The organism is Paenibacillus aurantius, assembly GCF_032268605.1.
GTDB classification, from domain to species: Bacteria; Bacillota; Bacilli; order Paenibacillales; family NBRC-103111; genus Paenibacillus_AO; species Paenibacillus_AO aurantius.
Genome location: NZ_CP130318.1, coordinates 1,442,445 through 1,460,072, shown reverse-complemented (window position 1 = coordinate 1,460,072; position 17,628 = coordinate 1,442,445). Strand labels below are relative to the sequence as shown.

Here is a 17,628-nt window from a genome sequence, read left to right as displayed (position 1 = left end):
TTACGACTTGATCGAACCAACGAGCATGCCCTTGATAAAGTGCTTCTGCAGGAACGGATACACCAGCATGATCGGAATGGTGGCGAACACGATGACCGCCATCTTGAGCCCTTCCGGCGAGATGAGGTTGATCAGGTCCGACGTGATATCGGAGGCGCCCATATTGTCCGTAATGACGATTTCCCGCAGCCGCACCTGCAGAAGGAGAAGCGACCGTTTGTCGATATAATAGATGGCCTGCGAGTACATGTTCCAGTTGCCGACGGCGTACATGATGCCCATGGTCGCCATCACCGGCTTGGACAGCGGCAGCACGATCTTCCAGATCATGCGGAATTCGCCGCAGCCGTCGATACGCGCCGAGTCGAGCAGCTCGTTCGGCAGGTTGACGAAGAAGGAGCGCATGACGAACAGGTTGTAGGCGCTGATGGCACCCGGGATGATGAGGACCCAAAGCGTGTTGAGCATGTGAAGGTTTTTGAGCAGCAGGTAGTTCGGAATCAACGGCGCGTGAAAAATCATCGTAATGAGCACGAGAACGAGCGCCGCTTTGCGGTACAGGTATTCCGGCCGAGACAGCGGATAAGCGAGGCTTGCTGTCGCGGCGAGATTGATGAGCGTGCCCGCAACCGTGACGATGACGCTGTTGCGGAAGGCGAGCCACATGGTGCCGTCTTTCAGGATGAGATGGTAGTTCTCCGTCGTAAACCCGACGGGCCACAGACCGACGGCCCCGCTGTTGATCGCGGGAGCGTCGCTCAAGGACTGCGCAATGACGTGCAGCATCGGAAGCACCATAGCCAGACCGATGACGAACATCAGAATCATGTTGAACCACTGGAAGGCACGCTGGCCGTTGGTTAAAGGCACGACAATATCCCCTCTTTCCGATTAATACAGGCCTTCGCCGCTTGCCTTTTTGCTGAGCGAGTTGCCGGCGACGATAAGCACGAGGCCGACGATTGATTTGAACAATCCGATGGCGGTCGTATAGCTGTACTGGCGGTCGACCAGGCCGGCCCGGTACACGTAGGTGTCAAGAATTTCGCCGTTCTCGCTGTTGAGCGAGTTGAGGAAGACGAAGACGCGTTCGAAGCCGAAATCGAGAAACCGTCCGATGTGGAGCAGGAACAATATCGTGATGACCGGCAGAATGGAGGGCACGGTGATCGCCATAACCTGTCTGAACTTGCCGGCTCCGTCCATCTCGGCCGCTTCGTACAGGTCGGGGTTGATGCCCGCGATGGCAGCGAGATAGATAATCGTGCCCCAACCGCTGTCTTTCCAGATGCCCGACCCGATGAGAATGGTCCGGATGTAGCTGTTCTCCCCGAGGAAGTAGATCGGTTCGATGCCGAACCAGCCGAGCGAATGGTTCACCACTCCGGTCGAAGGGGACAGCAGAGCGACGACTACGCCGCCGACGATGACCCAGGAGAGGAAGTGCGGCATGTAGATGACCGTCTGCACGACGCGCTTGTATCCATGGAAGCGGATCTCGTTGAGGAGAAGCGCAAGAAGGATCGGAATCGGGAAAGCGAAGACAAGATCGTACAATCCGATCAGAAGCGTATTTTTCAGAATCATCAGAAATTCATGGTATTCGAACATGCGTTGAAAATGCTCGAGCCCCACCCATTTACTGCCCCTAATGCCTTTGAAAATGTTGTAGTCCTGAAACGCGATGACCGAGCCGAAAAGCGGAATGTACTTGAAGATGATGAAATACAAGAGCCCCGGAATCGAAATCGCGTATAACGGCCAATGCTTCATGATGAACGAGCGCTTGGCTTTGCTATCGTTAAACGTCAAAATGCCTTCGCGGGCGATGTCCATTTTGGAAGCCATGTCGTCTCCCCTTTCTGGTGATCTGGTTGTCCCTGTTTGTTGGTCTCATCATACTATAGGGGGTTGGGAGAGCCCATGTGGTATCTTTGAGGCGACCTGTGTTTTTTTATGATCAGGGCAATCCCGGCACAAAAAAAAGAGAGACCGCCTCTGCCGTCCCTCCATCCGAAATTGTTATCCATCCGTCATCCACTTTCTTGCCCTGCAAGGCCGCCCCGCTTATGCCTGCGGCCCTCCGGTCCCCGCGTTGGCGGAGGGACACTGGGTCACCTCGAAGACGAGCAGGCGCAGGTCTTCCTCCGTGTGATTCTTCAGTCCATGGCTGCCGAACGGCCGGTTCAGGACGGCATCGCCCGCCTTGACTTCACGCGTCTCCCCGTCCACCGACATCAGCCCGCGGCCCTCCAGAATGATGTACATTTCCTCGTCGTCCTTGTGCCGGTGGTAACCGATCGAGGTTCCTGGCGGAATGACCGTGTAATACAGAAACCGGAGCGGCGTTGCAAAGTCGGTCCCGCCGTACAAACGGACGCTCCGCACCTCTCCTTCGCCGTGATGGCTTACGCCCGATGTGAGCTCCGCCTCGAGAAAATTTCTGACCTCCATGCTCCTCAGCTCCGTTCCCATTGGATGGCTTTTACGCATAGTCCGGAATCCGCCGGCAGGCCGTCCGCCCGCAGCGTGAGCGTGTACTCGCCCGCTTCCGGGATGTCCACATGTCCCATTCCCACGCTACGGAAGGCGAGACCGCCCCCGGTCCCTTCGATTGCAGCCGCAAGCTTAAGCGGCGGCACATCGGAGTGCGCCGGCTTCGGCGCGACGGCCAGCAGCAGAGTGCCTCCCGCCGCCTCGGCACCATACGTCACGGTGACTCCGAATCGTCCCGGTCCGTTCACGCGAAACGACCAGGAGGCTTCGTCCTGCGGGCTCTGCCAGCCGATCAGGTTGTCGCGGTCCTTCTTCCCTGTGTCATAGCGTACGCAAGGACCGGCAAGATCGGCGTCGAAGGCGCCGAACACACTCGGATAATCAGTCTCAACCAGCAGCGGAACCGGATTCGCATCCAGCTCGCCCTCGAACTCCAGCGCCACGACCGGGATCGTAACGGAGTCGTCCATTGCGGGCAGCTCGATCAGCAGATCCTCGCCGCCGAGACGGCTGACCGGAAGCGGCAACCGGTCGGGATCGGCTAGCAGGTAAGCGCGCTGCACCGGATTCCGCAATCCGGGAACGACCAGCCGGCCGCTTGCCGGCGGATCGAACAGATGGCCGTACAGCGTGCCGCCCTTAACGGTGCAGCGCCCCCAGGGCGGCTTTCCGATCGGACTCTTCTCCGTGCCGTACACCGCCTCCCCGTTTCTCTTCATCCACGCGCCCATTTCGTCCAGCAGTTCGACCGACTTCGGATCGAACGCGCCGTCGCCTGTCGGTCCGACGTTAATGACGAAATTCCCGTTCAAACTCAGCACGTCGATCATCTGCCGGAGGACGGCTTCGGCTGTTTTCCAGTTGCGGTCGTTCGCCTTGTAGCCCCATGAATCGTTCAGGGTTGCGATCGACTCCCAGTCCTTGCGGGGGACGCGCACGTGCGGCTGGTTATCCGACGAATTGCCGTAATCGCCGAACGGCTCCTTCCAGACGCGCCGGTTCACCAGGCAGTCCGGCTGCACCTCACGCACTTGACGGACGAAAGCCGCCCCTTGCTCCTCCGTCAGCTTATGGCCGCAGTCGAACCACATCAGGCCGATCGGCCCGTATTTCTCCAGCAGCTCCTTGACCTGTGGCAATGCAAACGTGTGCAGATAGCTCTCGTAGCGGGTCCGCTTGTCTTCGTTCTCCACCCAAGACGAAACGTCGTCATAGGCCCCGATGTTCCCCGGGTAATCCCACGTATTCCCCTGGGAATCGGGATGATGCCAATCCATGGAGTGCGAGTAGTAGACGCACAGCTTCACCCCTTCCTCGCGGCACGCCTCGGCCAGTTCCTCCAACGGGTCGCGTCCGAACGGCGTCCGCTTCACGATGTTGTAGTCCGATACGTCCGAATCGTACATGGCGAACCCGTCATGATGCTTGGCCGTGATGATAAGGTACTTCAGCCCGGCCATTCTCGCCGTGCGGGCCCACAGCTTGGCGTCAAAATGCTCCGCCCGGAAATCGTCCGCAATCGTCTCGTATTCCGTAGCGGGAATCTTGGCGCGCAGCATCAGATGCTCCGCGTAGGAGGCCTTGACCTCCTCGCCGCGCCAGATGCCGCCCGGAAGCGAGTACAGGCCCCAGTGAACGAACAGCCCTACTCTCGCTTCCCGCCACCACGCGATTCTGCCGTCATGACCTTCCGCATCCGCCGCTTCCGGGCGGAATTCCGTTAGCTCCTCCGCGTTGTCCATTAAATCTTCCCGTTCGGCCATCCGATTTCTTCCTCCTTGCTATCGATCGGTGCGCGGCTGCCGCTTCGGGGGCAAAGCCCCGGATACCGGCATGCGCATCGTCATTTTCGTGCCGACGTCTTCCTCGCTCTCGATGCTCAGTCCGTAAGCGACGCCAAACACCATCTGAATACGCCGGTGAACGTTCATGATGCCGATTCCCCCGGCGCCGGAAGACGATTCCTCGTTGCCGTCCGCCAGCCGGTTGGCATCCAGCCGGTCCCGCAGCTCCTGCAGCTTCCAAGCGTTCATGCCGGCACCGTTGTCCTCCACGCTGACCCAGAACGTGTCCCCCTCCTCGCCCGCGTCGATCCGAATGTAGTGATAGTCCTCGACTCCGTCCCGAAACGCATGCTGGAACACATTCTCCACAAGCGGCTGAAGCGTCAGCCGGACCATGTTGCGGAGCAGGTAATCCGGGTGTACGGCGACGTCCGCCTCGAACTCCCGGCCGATGCGGTGCTGCAGCACGACAAGGTAATACAGCACGTGCTTCAGCTCGTTGGCGACCGTCACTTCCTCCAGGTCCGTCTTGACCGAATAACGAAGCATGTAGGCAAGCGCCTTAACAATTTCGGAAATTTCCTTCGAATCGCGGATGACCGCATAACAGACGATCGTCTCCAGCGTGTTATAGAGAAAATGCGGGTTGATCTGCAGCTGCAGCGACTGGAGCTCGGCCTTCTGCCGCTCCATCCGGCTCTCCTGGTCGCGCAGCTCGGCCTGGTACACCTTGTCCACGAGCTCCGACAACCGGTTGACCATCAGGTTGTAGCGGATCATCAATTCACCGATTTCGTCCCGGTGCTCGGGATGCGGAATCATCGCCCAATTCCCCTTCTCGGTCTGGCGCATCGCGCTCTTGAGCTTCCGGATCGGCTCCGTTATGGAACGGCCGAAGCGGACAGCAAGCCAGATGGCGAGCATGAGCGTGAAGGCGCCGACGATAAGCGTCGTCGTGCGAATCGTCTCGGACGGCTTGCGCAGCTCGTCAACCGACATGGAGACGACAAGGCGCCAGTTCCCGTAATTCGAGGTCCGGCTCATGAGCTCCCAGTCCTTGCCGTCGATCGTTCCCGTGAAGGCGGCGGATTTCGCCTCCAGCACCGGCCCGCGGATCGACTCCGGCACTTCGGAGCCGATCCGGCTTTTGTCCGGATGGTACACATACTTGCCCTCGGCATCCGCGATGAAAAAATACCCGTTCTTGCCGAGGTCGATCCCCTTCCACAGCTCCGACAGCTCGGCGGCGCGCATCTCGATGCCCAGGATGCCCTTCAGCTCCGTCGAGGAGAGGCCGCGGATCCTCCTGACAAGCGTCAGCATCTGATTCTGCTGCGCCGGCTGGATGCTGTGATTCAGCACGGACAGCTTGCCCTGCTCGGCCGTATTGGCCTTGTAGAAGTCGAGCTGCCCGCGGATCTCTTCCTTGGAGAATGACCCGTTCGCATTCTCGTTGAAGAAGTATATGGCGTTCTCGTTGAAGCTGAGGAGAAAGATGTTCGCGATTTCCGGGTTCCGGATGAACGCGGGCTCGATGCTGAACTCGCGGATCGACTTGCGCAGCTCGTAGTACGGATAGCCCGTCTCCTCCGGCGGCAGGTCGATGAACCGCTTCACATCCGTGCTGTTCAAGAGGGAGACCATGGACCGTTCGTAGGCCCGGATATACAGATCGGTATGATGAACGGCATTGCCGACCACCTGGCTGAGCTGGTTCTCCACAAGCTGGTCCAATTCGTCCGAAGAAGCCCGGTACGAGAAGAAGCCAACGCTCGCAAGCGAGATCAGGATGACGATCAGATACGAGAGCAGCAGCTTCGAGAACAGGTTCAGGTTTTTCATCGGATCCCCAGCTTCGACCGGTATTCCGACGGGGAAAGCCCGAATATTTTCTTAAACGTCTTCGTAAAATGCGGATAATCGTCGTACCCCACCTCCGAGGCCACGTCGACGGTGCGCATGTGCGGAACGGACAGCAGCTCGCTCGCCTTCTCCATCCGACGGTGGATGCGGTAGCTGACGAAGGTCTGGTTGGTCATTTTTTTGAACAGGGTGCTGAAATAGGTCGGGGTAATGCCGACCATATCGGCCACTTCCTTCAGCGAGATCTCCACGGACAGATGCGTGTCGATATACGCCTTCGCTTCCTCCATCGGGTCCTTGAAGTTACCCCGGCGGGCGGACAGCAGGTCGGCCATGGTCGTCTGCAGCCGCGCCTCGAATTCCCGGAACAGCTCCGCTTTGGTCGCCGCCTCCAGAGGTTCCTCCAGAGCGGGCGTCGCGGTCCGCTTTTTCTCCTTCAACTGCTTCTGCAGGAGGGCCATGATGTCGTGCAGCAGATCCCGGAGCTGCTTGGCCGGCAGGTTGGAGCAGTGCTGCCGCCACTCCTCCATGAGCGACGACATCTCGTCCGCCTGAAGGGTCCAGATGCTCATCTCCATGCGCTCTACCCACTGGACATAGCGGGATACCGGGATATGCACCTGAGGCATCGTCCGCAGGATCTGATCGAACACCTCGTACAAGTCCGGCGGGGTAACCGGCTTAAGCAGGTAATGCTTGACTCCATAAGCCAGGCATTTCTGGGCATAGTCGAAGTCGCCGAAGCCGGATACCACCACCATCAGAATGTGAGGGTAGTTTTCGTGGACCCGGCGGCACAGCTCCAAACCGTCCATGCGCGGCATGCGGATGTCCGTCATCAGCAGGTCCGGCTCGGCGTCACCGATGATGGTAAGCGCCTCTTCCCCGTTAATGGCCGTTTCGATATGGGTAAACGCCGGGCTGTAATCCTGCGCCATTTTCATTAAGCCGCTGCGTATAATCGGTTCGTCGTCGACGATCAGCAATCTCATGTCAGTTGCCCTCTCCCTCTTGTTCCCTCTTCTCCAACACGATCTTCCCTTGGACAACCGGGAGGAAGACGGCGACTAGCACTGGAAGGCCCGCAAAAGGACAAGCCGCTGCAGCCGCCTGCACTCCCCGTTCTTAGAGCTTACTATGCGTGGACGGATTGAACAATATGACGGGACCCTCCCTCGTTCTGGCTCTTGCTGTCAATCCGGGGTCGGCTTACGTTGGCCGTCCCGGAACTTGATCTTGCAGTTGGACAGCATTATACCGGAGAGGGGGCAGGGAACCCAGGGAGAAACTTGAGGTGGAGCTGTGTTTTTTTTACGATCGGAATCGATCGCATCACGGGGATTCCGGCAGACGCTCCAGTCCGTACCGCCATGTCGGCAAGCCGTACAGATACGACGTCTCTGCTCCTCCGCGCTCCACGGTGGACGTGCCCTTCCAGCGGCCATCGTCTCCCCGGATGACCTCCGCCGTCAGCCACACCTGCCGGCCATCCTCGTAATCGAACGTCTCTCCGTCGTCGTCGTACAGCACGCCCCGGCCCGGCGTATTCCCGAAGTGGCACCATTCGACTGGCACCTTCGCCCCCGGCTTGGGCACGTGAGGCAGCGCCGGCATGAGCGGAATCACCGCACCCTCCCGGACAAAGACCGGCAGGTGCCCGAGAGGGCAGTCCAGGCGCACGACGCCGCCGCCTTCGCAGCGGACGCCGGAGTCGAGCCCGTACCAGCCGCCCGGCGGCAGCAGAACGTCCCTCGAGGTCTCTCCCGCGAAGAGCGGCGCCACCAGCAAATCGTCGCCCGCCATGTACTGGTCGTCCCATTCCCGGACGGCGGTCTTGCCGTAGGCTCCGTCGGTCGTGTTCAAGGTCGTCTTGGTGTGCCGGACGGATTCCCGGTAGGCGGCCGCGGCTTCTGCGAAGCCCTCGACGAGCGGCATGGCCCTGAAGGGAGGAACGCCCTCGTAGCGGTACCGGGCGAAGGCGGTGTAGAAATACGGAAGCAGCCGCATGCGCAGCTCCAGGCAGTGCCGGATGAGGGCCTCGGTTCCGGGAAACGACCAGGGCTTCGTACCGTCCCCCCAGGCATTCAGCATGGCGAGCGGGGAGAAGACAACGGTCTGCATGCGGCGGACCCAATCCTCCTCGCTTACCGCCTTGCGCACCTCGGGGGTCCAGAGCAGCCCGCTGAAGGAGGCGCTGCAGAGCGCGCGCACGAACTGACGGTGATCGTACAGGTCGGAGTACAGGACATACGGCATCGGAGCCGCACCCGCCCCCGAAGCCCGGACCAATCCGTAGGTGCGCCGGTTGCAGCGGCGGTACAGGTCGTCCGTCATCTTCTGGAAGAGCAGGCCGTACAGCTGCCGCATCTGTTCGCCGTCCAATCCGGACGGGAATTCGGCGTGCGCCGGGAACATCCAGGCGTGGTTCGTCAGCTCGCTGCCGTCGCACTCGTCGTGCTTGTAGCCCGATATTCCGATCGCGACGTGCTCGTCTTCATGCTGACGCTGATAGACCGCCTGCGCCTCGGGCACCGTATAGTCCGGAGCGATGCCGCCCCATACACCGTGCGTGCCGGCATAGGGCTCCAGCGCCGGATAAATGCCCGCCTGCGGCGAGACGTACGGATGCTCCCACAGGTTGATGCGGAAGCCGTGCGACCCGAGTTCCTTAACGAAGGCCGCCGGGTCGGGGAACCGTTCCCGCGCCCACTCGTATGTCACCGGATAGCTGGCACTGTGCCAGCCGGGCTCCAGGCCGATGACGTCGCACGGGAAGCCGCGCCTGCGGAACTCGAGTGCTTCGTTGGCCGCCTCCGAGGCCGTGTACAGGGTCGGCACGCGGTGCCAGAAGCCGAGCCCCCAGCGCGGCGGCAGCGCCCCGCCGCCGCTCCAGAGCGTATAGCGCCGGACGGCATCGAGCGGAGTCGGCCCCGCGAACAGCACGATCCGGCAGCCTTCGGGCGGAAGCCGGAGCTCCAGAAACGGCGATACAGGCGTCGCCCTCCAAGAGGAATCCGTATTCCGGTCGGGCGTCCGCTCCGCCGTGAAGCTCTCCGTGCGGGGAACCGTGGATCCGCAGTGGAACGTCACGACGCGGGACGTATCCGCCAGGATGCCATAGCCCCTCGCGCTGATCAAAAGCGGCACGGGGGCGTGCGATTCGCCCGTATCCTGCTTCGGATCACTGTTGACGCGAAGGAAGCGGGTGCGCCCGCGGTGATTCATCCGCATCAGCTGCAGGCCTAGCCCGTACAGGGGTTCGTCCTCCTCAAGCGGAATCCGCAGCAGCGTCCAGCCCTTCCTCCGCTCCACCGTGAGTTCGCCAAGCGCAAACGGCAGTCCGGCGGTTTCCATGGCCGCGAGGGCGTCCGCGAGCGGCTCTTTCCCCATCCATTCGAGCGGTGACACTCCCTCGGGCTCTCCAATCACGCCCGACCATACGCCGGGGGCGGTCTCCCGCATCCAGTCCGTTCCCTTCCTGCTCATGCCGAGCCCTCCTTCCTCTTCCACGCTGCCGCCGTATCGCCATAGTGCGGACGGTCCACGGAAACCGCCCGTTGTTCCCGGGCCGATTCCTTGGCTGCCTGCACAAGCGCCTGGGTATGCATATAGTCCGCGGCGGAGGTGTCGGGCTCCGTGCCTTCCCGGAGCGCCGTCAGAAACTCCTCGAGGATATCCGCCCGCTCCGCGGTTCCGTCATCCTCGACCGGCGTGCGGACTCCTCTCCGGACGAGCGCAACCGACTTCTCCGTCAGCTCGATCGAGCCTTCTGTCCCGTCGATCCGCCAGTTGCCGTGCCACGGGGTCGGTTGGGCGTGCGAGGTAATGGTCCCCGAGTACGTCGCCCGGATGCCCCCTTCCAGCTCGACTAACGCCGCCGCGTTATGGTCCTCCGCCTCTCCCCAGGCGTTCAACGGGCAGTACCGTTCCGCATACAAACGAATGCCTTCCACTCCGGCAAAATAACGCATCATGTCAAAATGATGCACCGCGATATCGTCGAGCAGGCTGACCCGGTAGTGGCGATGCACATGATGGTACCGGTTGAAGACGGCGTCCATGGACGACAGACGGCCGATCGCCCCGTCATCGATCAGGCGCTTCACCCGCCGTGGATCGGGCATGCGCCGGTAATTCTCCGCGATCATGAAAGGAATGCCCTCGCGCACCGCGCGCTCCGTCATGCCCGCCGACTCCGCGTAATCGAACGAGATCGGCTTCTCGGACAGCACGGGCAGCCGATAATCGAACGCGAGGTGATTGACCGGACCGTGCGCATGCGGAGACGTGACGTTAAGGAGGAAGTCAGGCTGCTCCTTCTCGATCGCCTCCTTTACATCCGTATAGAAAACGCTCCCCTGCGCGAGCACCGCCTCCCTCAGTGCCTCATTGCGCTCGACGACCGCCGTCTCGATTCCCTTTTCCCGGAGCCGCCGGTACCAGCTCGTCCCCGCGGCCCCCATGCCGGCCAGAATCGCCTTCATTCCGTCTCCCTCCAATCGGCTATCGGGAATACCTGGTTCCACGTATTCGATGCGTTGCGGAACCCGCCCGGCCCGTCGGCGACCGCCGCGAACAGGTGAGTCGGCCTGCCGTCCTGGAACAGCAGGAACGGCCGCTCCAGATTGCCTAACGTTTGTTCCGTGCCGTCATCCCACCGGATGCGGCGCGAATACGACTTGGGCGGATCGGCGAGCCGCCAGTCGCGGCCGTCCGGCGAGAAGGCATGAATTCCCCCGTGCTTCTCTCCGCAGAGCGTGCCCTCCATGTCCTTCGCGATCAGCTCGTAGCCCGCGTCCGTCTTCCAGACGAAAGGGTCCTCGATATGAAAGCGGTCGGGCGGGAAGACCGGGTCGTCGGAGAGTACGCGGTATGGGCCCCGATAATGATCCGCATGGGCCGCGCCGATTGTCATCCTCCCGTGCACGTTGCCCTCATAACGGCGCGCCTTATAGATCAGCAGCACCGAGCCGTCTTCCTGGACGCAGGGTGCGGGATTGGACGTAAGGAAGCTGTCGAAGCGTCCCGGACGCGTGTCGAGGATTGGCGCTTCCGGCCGCTCCCACGGCCCGAAGACGCTCTTCGATACCGCCAGGCCGACCCGCTTGCCCGCGCGTGCCACAATGACGCGCGGGTCGTCCGGCGCGAGCTCCTCCTCCGGCATCGGCTCGGGTAACGGATGCGTCGTTCCCATGTAATAGAGCAGGTACTCGTCCCCGTGCTTCACGATGTGCGGATTGTGAGTGGCGCGTCCGTCCCAATATTCCGCTCCGCGAGCGGGAAGCACCACTTCCTCGAACGTATACGGTCCCTCCGGCCGGTCCGCCGACGCCCGGACGACTTCCGAGCCGACGAGCCAGCCGGGGTGCATGGGCAGATGCTTGGGCCAGCGGGAAGCGAACAGATGGAACCGTCCGTCTTCCCCCTTCACGGCGCTTCCGCACCAGACCCAGTATCCTTCCATCCGGAACCCGCCGTTCTTCGGAGCGGGAAGCAGACGGTCGGCCAGATGGCCGAGCGATTGTTTGTTCATGTCCATCCTCCTTGTAATCACTTGCCCGATTCCGGCAAGGCACCCCTCCGCCTTGATCAGAGGCCCCAATAGAATGCCGCCCATCTTGCAGCGGTCCATTTTGCACACCGGCCGGGTTCATCGCCTGCCGCCCGCCGGGTCCGGCCGTTATACCGGCGCGTCCATGGGCGCAGCCAGGCGTCTGTCATGCTGCAGCCAATGGACAGCACGGGGTTTCCTTGCGGAATGGGCATCGATTTGATCCTTTATCTCTCCACCTGTGGAGTCAGCCTATAGGCGGTTCCCGCCGACACCTGGAAGACGGCCGCTCCGTCTTCATGGACGGCTGCCACCGTCTCCCCCTCCCCCGTGCATACCGAAAGGGGTTCGGACGAGCGGACACGGCAGACGCCGTCGCGGCCCGGACGCACCACAGCCTGCTCCAGTCCGCCGTCCCGCCAGCGGATGTCAACGCCGGCCCCGCCGCGGGCACGCAGCCCCGTCACTTCCCCGGCGCGCCAGGCGGTAGGCAGCGCGGGAAGCAGCTCGATCTCATCCGCGTGGGACTGCAGCAGCATTTCCGCAAGACCGGCCGTCCCGCCGAAATTGCCGTCGATCTGAAAAGGCGGATGACTGTCCAGCAGATTCGGATAAGTGGAGCCGGTGAGCAGCATCCGCAGGTGATCGTACGCCGCATCCCCGTCTCCGAGCCGCGACCAGAAATTGACGATCCACGCCCGGCTCCAGCCCGTATGGCCGCCGCCGTTCGCAAGGCGCCGCTCCAGCGTGCGCCGGGCGGCGGCAGCAAGCTCCGGCGTGCGGCGCTTGTCGATCTGCTCGCCCGGATGAAGGGCAAAAAGCTGGGAGATGTGGCGGTGGCCGGGATCCGCTTCCTCGTAATCCTCCAGCCACTCCATCACCCCCCCGTGCTTGCCGATCTGCAGAACGGGCAGCCGGCCGCGCGCTTCCGTGAGGCGCTCGCGGAAGCCGTCATCCAGGCCCGTAAGACGGGCCGCTTCAAGGCAGGCGGTGAAGAGCGCATAAGCGATCTGCGAATCCATCGCAGGCCCCATGCACAGCGTGCCCGGCGTCCCGTCCGGGAGGAGGAATTTGTTCTCGGGCGAGATCGAAGGCCCCGTAAGGAGCCGTCCCCGCTCGTCCGTGACCATATAGCTAAGCAGGAACTGAGCGGCCTCCTTCATGACGGGATAAGCCTTCTCCCGCAGGAACTCCTCATCCAGGCCGTAGCGGTAGCGCTCCCACAGGTGAAGCGACAGCCAGGCCGCTCCCATCGGCCAGATCGAGCTCGTCACGAGGATGCCTTCCACCCGCGTCTCTCCCCACAGATTCGTATTGTGATGCGCGACGAATCCTTCGCAGCCGTACAGCGCCTTCGCCGTTTGGCGGCCGCTCGGGCGCATCCGCTCGATCAGATCGAACAGCGGCTCATGGCATTCGGACAGGTTGCACACTTCGGCAGGCCAATAGTTCATTTCCGTGTTGATGTTAATGGTGTATTTGGACTCCCAAGGAGGCGTGTAGCTGTCGTTCCAGATGCCCTGCAGCGTCGCCGCCAGACTGCCGGGGCGCGAGCAGGAGAGGAGAAGGTACCGTCCGTACTGGAAAAAGAGCCCGATGAGGTCCGTGTCCTCCCGCCCCTCCTTCATGCGCTCAAGCCTCCGATCGGTCGGCAGCGCCGCCTCGCATTCGTCGCCGTCCTCATCGGTGCCGTCCCCGTTCCCGCCGGACAGCCATAGCGACACGCGGCCGAATTTCTCCGCATATTCGGCGGAATGATCCCGCTCGAGCGCGGCATAGCCTTTGGCGGCCGCCGCTTCAACCCGCCGGAGCGTCACCTCGGCCGGGTCCGGCGAACGGAACGTGGATTCCGCCGCGAGCAGAAGCGTGACGGCGTCCGCGCCTTCCACCGAGAGGAAGTCGCCGACAGCGTTAACGCGGCCTCCCTCGCATACCGCCTTGACGGTGCAGGCGAAGCTCACGCCGTCGCGCCCGCATTCGCCGTCCATCCGGATCGTATCGGAGGCGACGGGACGGCTGCCCCCATCGAACGGGCGGCGCATCAGATTCGCACCGAAGGTCAGCCCTCCCGCCGTGCCGCTCTCCAGACGGACGACGAGCACATGGTCCGCCGCGCTGCTGAAATATGCCCGCCGGAAGTCCGCTCCGTTCAGCCGGTACCGGACCACAGAGACCGCCGTCTCCAGGTCCAGCTCCCGCTCATACTCCTCCGCCGCCCGGTCATGACCGGCAAACCAGAGAAGCAGGTCCCCCAGAGGCTGGTACGGGGAATAATATTTCGGCCCGGACATCAGCGCCATGCGGCTCAGGTGTTCCGCCTCGGTCTGCTTCCCCTCCGTCAGCAGACGGCGGATTTCCGGCAGGTACCGGAGCGCATCCGGGTTGTCCGCGTCCTTCGGTCCGCCGTACCAGATCGTGTCCTCATTGAGCTGGATCTTGTCCTGGGCGGCTCCCCCGAAGATCATGCCGCCCAGCCTTCCGTTGCCGATGGGCAGCGCCTGCTCCCACTTGGCCGCCGGCTTGTCGTACCATAGCCGCAAGCCGGACGGCTTCTCGTTTGCGTTCAATGCGATGTCCTCCTTCTTGTTCGTGAGAGTGCGGCCATATGCCGTTTATCTCCCGCAAAGAAGGAAAAGCATTTGTCCCGCTTTCGCAAGAACAAATACTTTTCCACGGGGCCGGCATTATTTCCGGTTTTCCATTACGATGACACCGTTCTTCTTCTTGTAGCGATCGTTCGCTTCCTTGAGAATGTCCTTGCCGCCCTTGTTCTTGTACTCTTCAATCACCTTCGGCCAGTCGGAGATCGGCTCCTTGCCGTAGATCATCTTGACCATGTGGTCGATGATGAGCTTCGGACCGACGTCGTCTCCCTGCGGCGCTGCGTCCGGATACTTGGAACTGGCTTCCAATGCCGGAACGAAGCGGACCGAGCCCAAGCCTTCCTTCGAAATGATCGTATCCATGTAGGTCATCATGTCGCGGCCGTCCTGGGTCAGCTCTTCTCTCGCCTTGTTGTAAACGACGTCGTGAACGAACCAGAACATGCTGCGGAAGCCGTCCTCATCGATCGCTTCCGTGGTCGTCGGCGGGGTGAACTTCACCTTGCCGTTTTCCATCGTATACGTCTCGCCTTCGATTCCGAAGGAGAAGTACCGCTCCGCCTCCGGCGTCGTCATCCACTCGAAGAACTTGACGATCTCGATCGCTTTTTCCTTCGAAACCTTCTTGTTGATGTAATACGACGTATTGATGCTGGAGTACAGAAGATGGCCCCCCGTTCCTTCCGGTCCGCGCGGGGAGGCGACGATGTCGATCTTGGCGTCCGGCACCGCGGCCTTGACCTTATTGCGGTAGTTGGACAAGCCCTGCGCGTTGGCGGACCACATGCCGACCTTGCCCGCTTCGATGTTCTTGCCGTAGTCCGTAGACGTGATCGAGGCAAAATCCTTCGGAATGAGCCCTTCGTCAAACATGGTCTTAAGCACGGTCAGCGCTTTGGTCATGTTCTCGACGTCGAAGAACTTCGGCACAATTTCGTCGTTCTTGACTTCGAACTGGCTCGGCAGCACATCGAACGAACCCAGGATGGTATCCGCGTATTTGAAGTTCTCGCGCATCTGGTACGGGTTCTCGACGCCGTTCTTCTTCATCGCCCGCATAACGTTCAGGAACTCGTCCACCGTCTTAGGAGCGGACAGACCGGTCTTCGCGAGCAGGTCCGACCGGATGAACAGCGCGCGCCGGGACGGGTTAGACAGCCAGGACGGGATGCCATAGATCTTTCCGTCGTAGCTCGTTTCCTGCCAGGCTTCCTTCGGTACCGCTTTCATAAGATTCGGCGCGTACTGCTTGAGAAGATCGTCGAGCGGCAGGAATACTCCTGCTTCCACCGAACCCGACATGCCCTTGGAGGTGGCCCCGCCGACATTCTGCACGACGTCCGGAATGTCGTTCGATGCGAACATGAGGGACATCTTGGAGTCAAAATCCTTCAGCGGAATCATCCGGATGTCGAGATCGGTGTTCGTCACTTCCTCGAGCTTCTTGACCCACTTCTCCTCGTTAACGTTGGTCGATTTCTCCGCAAATTTATTGCCGCTCGTCGTCATGGACATCGAGAATTTCAGCTTCTCGTTCGGTTTGGCCGTGCCCGTTCCCGCACCTGTATCCGCATTCTTATCCCCGCTTCCGCAGCCTGCGAGGGAACCGACCGACATCGCTCCGGCCAGAATTGCGCCCAGCACTTTTTTCATGATTCGTAACCAACCCCGTCTGTTTGAATTAACCAGTCCATTCCCGGTTATCCCCATCTTACCCGCCGTCCTCTCCCTCCGGTATGTATTTTTTTACGCTCCAGTTGTGTTTGTTTTCGAATGGCGGTCCCTCCCCACTGCCAATAACCAATTCCTGACAACTAGCAGCGGGGAAGTCGGAACGCAAAAAAAGAACAGATCGCTCCCTATCACCGGAGGATCTGTTTCTTGGCGGGAGCTGTCTCTTCAGGCCGCTCTTCTTCCAGTAGGCCGATCGGCTTCGGCCCGCGGCCTTCCTTCCCTGGCTCAGGCAGGTAAGGCCTCGCGGGCTACCGGGCCTCCTGCTCCTTGCTGAGGTAGGGCGCCACGAGCTTTTGAAGCTTGCCTATGCCCTCCCAGGGGTCGCCTTCGCCCAGGTAAGTGATGGAATAATACCCGTCGAAGCCGACACCCGAGCATAGGTCGAGGCAGCGCTTATAGTCGGCCTCATCCGGTTCCGAGTATTTGTCCAGCTCCGCTTTGGCATGAACCGTTTCCGCATGCGGAAGCACCTCGCCCAGCTGCCGTTCCTTGTTCTGCGGGAAGTTGCCGAAATCGGCCGTGAACCCTATCCGGTCGTTGCAGTGGCGAAGCAGGCTCAAGCAGTTGATCGACGTCGAGGCGAGGTTCCCGATGTTCTCCGTCACCACCCGGACGCCTAAGCCGGCCGCGTATTCGGCGAGCCCGCATAACGCATCGGCCGCCCGGTTCAGCGCTTCCTCGTCATCCGGCGCTCCTTCGCCCGCCATAATCCTTACCCGCTCCGCACCCGCCCGCGAGGCATGGTCGATCCACGCCCTGCACCAGGCGAGGTCGGCTTCCCGGCGCTCCTTATCCTCGGTCGACAAGTCGCCGTAATCCAGCAGCAGCGAAGCAAACTCCACTCCCGCCTCCTGAAAAGCCTTCTTAACCCGGTCCAGGTAGGCCTCGGTCGTATCCGGGAACTGGGCGTAGCTGATCTCGGCGGCCTCAAAGCCTTTTGCCTTAAGGACGGCCGGCAGCTCCAGCAGGGAAAGATCCTCGGGGTTCTCCTCCACCTCGGTCACCTGCTTGCGGTAGACCCGGTCCCAGGTAACATTGCGCGTCGGACCCAAACGGCGTTCCAGGCTCCATGTATTTAAAGATAGCTTCGGCATCATGATTCCCTCCTATCGGTTATGAAAGCTTCCGCCGCGATGGCTTATACCTTCTTAACCGGAAGAGAGCCGTCTGAATAACCGAGACCACCAACCGGCGCTAGCCGGCAAGTTCCTCCCGGACCGACCGCGGAAGCTTCGCCACCACGAGGTCGTACGAATGGTCGATCATGGCCATGACGTCTTCCTCCGGAAGGGAGCCGTCCAGGACAACGGTATTCCAATGCTTCTTGTTGAGGTGGTACCCCGGACGCACGGCGGAGTGCTGCTCCCTAAGGTTCTCGGCGATGACCGGATCACATTTCAAGGAAAAATGGCAGGCCTCCGCGCTTTCCGCGATTAAGGCAAACATGCGGCCTCCCACTTTGACGACGAGGGGCTCGGGTCCGAACGGGCGGTCTTCGACGGCTCCCTTCTTGCTCAGGCAGTACCGGATCAAGGCTTTGGACATGGCACACTCTCTCCTTATCGATTAATGCGGTTACTCCTTATTGTAGGACAAC

The 17,628-nt window shown here is 61.3% G+C and carries 14 protein-coding genes; all 14 read right to left on the bottom strand.

Features of this window, described 5'->3' with window-relative positions; all coding sequences use genetic code 11:
• Nucleotides 1-828 (bottom strand): carbohydrate ABC transporter permease, encoded by an 828-nt coding sequence (locus tag MJA45_RS07075; protein WP_315607951.1) that lies wholly within the window; start codon nucleotides 826-828, stop codon nucleotides 1-3.
• A 63-nt stretch (nucleotides 829-891) separates the two neighbouring features.
• Nucleotides 892-1,848, bottom strand: coding sequence for an ABC transporter permease (locus tag MJA45_RS07070; RefSeq protein ID WP_315606568.1), 957 nt, complete (start codon nucleotides 1,846-1,848; stop codon nucleotides 892-894).
• 219 nt (nucleotides 1,849-2,067) lie between these two features.
• On the bottom strand, nucleotides 2,068-2,454 hold the full coding sequence (locus MJA45_RS07065) for a cupin domain-containing protein (RefSeq protein ID WP_315606567.1): 387 nt from the start codon (nucleotides 2,452-2,454) through the stop codon (nucleotides 2,068-2,070).
• Nucleotides 2,455-2,459: 5 nt separating this feature from the next.
• Nucleotides 2,460-4,259, bottom strand: a complete 1,800-nt coding sequence (locus tag MJA45_RS07060; protein WP_315606566.1) for an alpha-L-fucosidase — start codon at nucleotides 4,257-4,259, stop codon at nucleotides 2,460-2,462.
• An 18-nt stretch (nucleotides 4,260-4,277) separates the two neighbouring features.
• Nucleotides 4,278-6,122, bottom strand: coding sequence for a cache domain-containing sensor histidine kinase (locus MJA45_RS07055; RefSeq protein WP_315606565.1), 1,845 nt, complete (start codon nucleotides 6,120-6,122; stop codon nucleotides 4,278-4,280).
• Entirely contained in the window at nucleotides 6,119-7,135 is a 1,017-nt protein-coding gene (locus tag MJA45_RS07050; protein WP_315606564.1) for a response regulator, read from the bottom strand. Before MJA45_RS07050 ends, MJA45_RS07055 begins: the two co-directional genes overlap by 4 nt.
• Before the next feature lie 340 nt (nucleotides 7,136-7,475).
• Entirely contained in the window at nucleotides 7,476-9,629 is a 2,154-nt protein-coding gene (locus MJA45_RS07045; RefSeq protein ID WP_315606563.1) for a glycoside hydrolase family 31 protein, read from the bottom strand.
• Nucleotides 9,626-10,627, bottom strand: coding sequence for a Gfo/Idh/MocA family protein (locus MJA45_RS07040; RefSeq protein WP_315606562.1), 1,002 nt, complete (start codon nucleotides 10,625-10,627; stop codon nucleotides 9,626-9,628). Before MJA45_RS07040 ends, MJA45_RS07045 begins: the two co-directional genes overlap by 4 nt.
• Nucleotides 10,624-11,676, bottom strand: a complete 1,053-nt coding sequence (locus tag MJA45_RS07035) for a glycoside hydrolase family protein (protein ID WP_315606561.1) — start codon at nucleotides 11,674-11,676, stop codon at nucleotides 10,624-10,626. The genes MJA45_RS07040 and MJA45_RS07035 overlap by 4 nt, the downstream gene beginning before the upstream one ends.
• Nucleotides 11,677-11,732: 56 nt before the next feature.
• Nucleotides 11,733-11,909, bottom strand: a complete 177-nt coding sequence (locus MJA45_RS07030) for a hypothetical protein (protein ID WP_315606560.1) — start codon at nucleotides 11,907-11,909, stop codon at nucleotides 11,733-11,735.
• A 12-nt stretch (nucleotides 11,910-11,921) separates the two neighbouring features.
• Nucleotides 11,922-14,261, bottom strand: coding sequence for a glycoside hydrolase family 95 protein (locus MJA45_RS07025; RefSeq protein ID WP_315606559.1), 2,340 nt, complete (start codon nucleotides 14,259-14,261; stop codon nucleotides 11,922-11,924).
• A gap of 117 nt (nucleotides 14,262-14,378) precedes the next feature.
• Nucleotides 14,379-15,950, bottom strand: coding sequence for a type 2 periplasmic-binding domain-containing protein (locus tag MJA45_RS07020; protein WP_315606558.1), 1,572 nt, complete (start codon nucleotides 15,948-15,950; stop codon nucleotides 14,379-14,381).
• 329 nt (nucleotides 15,951-16,279) lie between these two features.
• Nucleotides 16,280-17,125, bottom strand: a complete 846-nt coding sequence (locus tag MJA45_RS07015) for a sugar phosphate isomerase/epimerase family protein (protein ID WP_315606557.1) — start codon at nucleotides 17,123-17,125, stop codon at nucleotides 16,280-16,282.
• Nucleotides 17,126-17,225: 100 nt separating this feature from the next.
• Nucleotides 17,226-17,576, bottom strand: coding sequence for an MmcQ/YjbR family DNA-binding protein (locus MJA45_RS07010; protein WP_315606556.1), 351 nt, complete (start codon nucleotides 17,574-17,576; stop codon nucleotides 17,226-17,228).
• Nucleotides 17,577-17,628 lie beyond the last annotated feature (52 nt).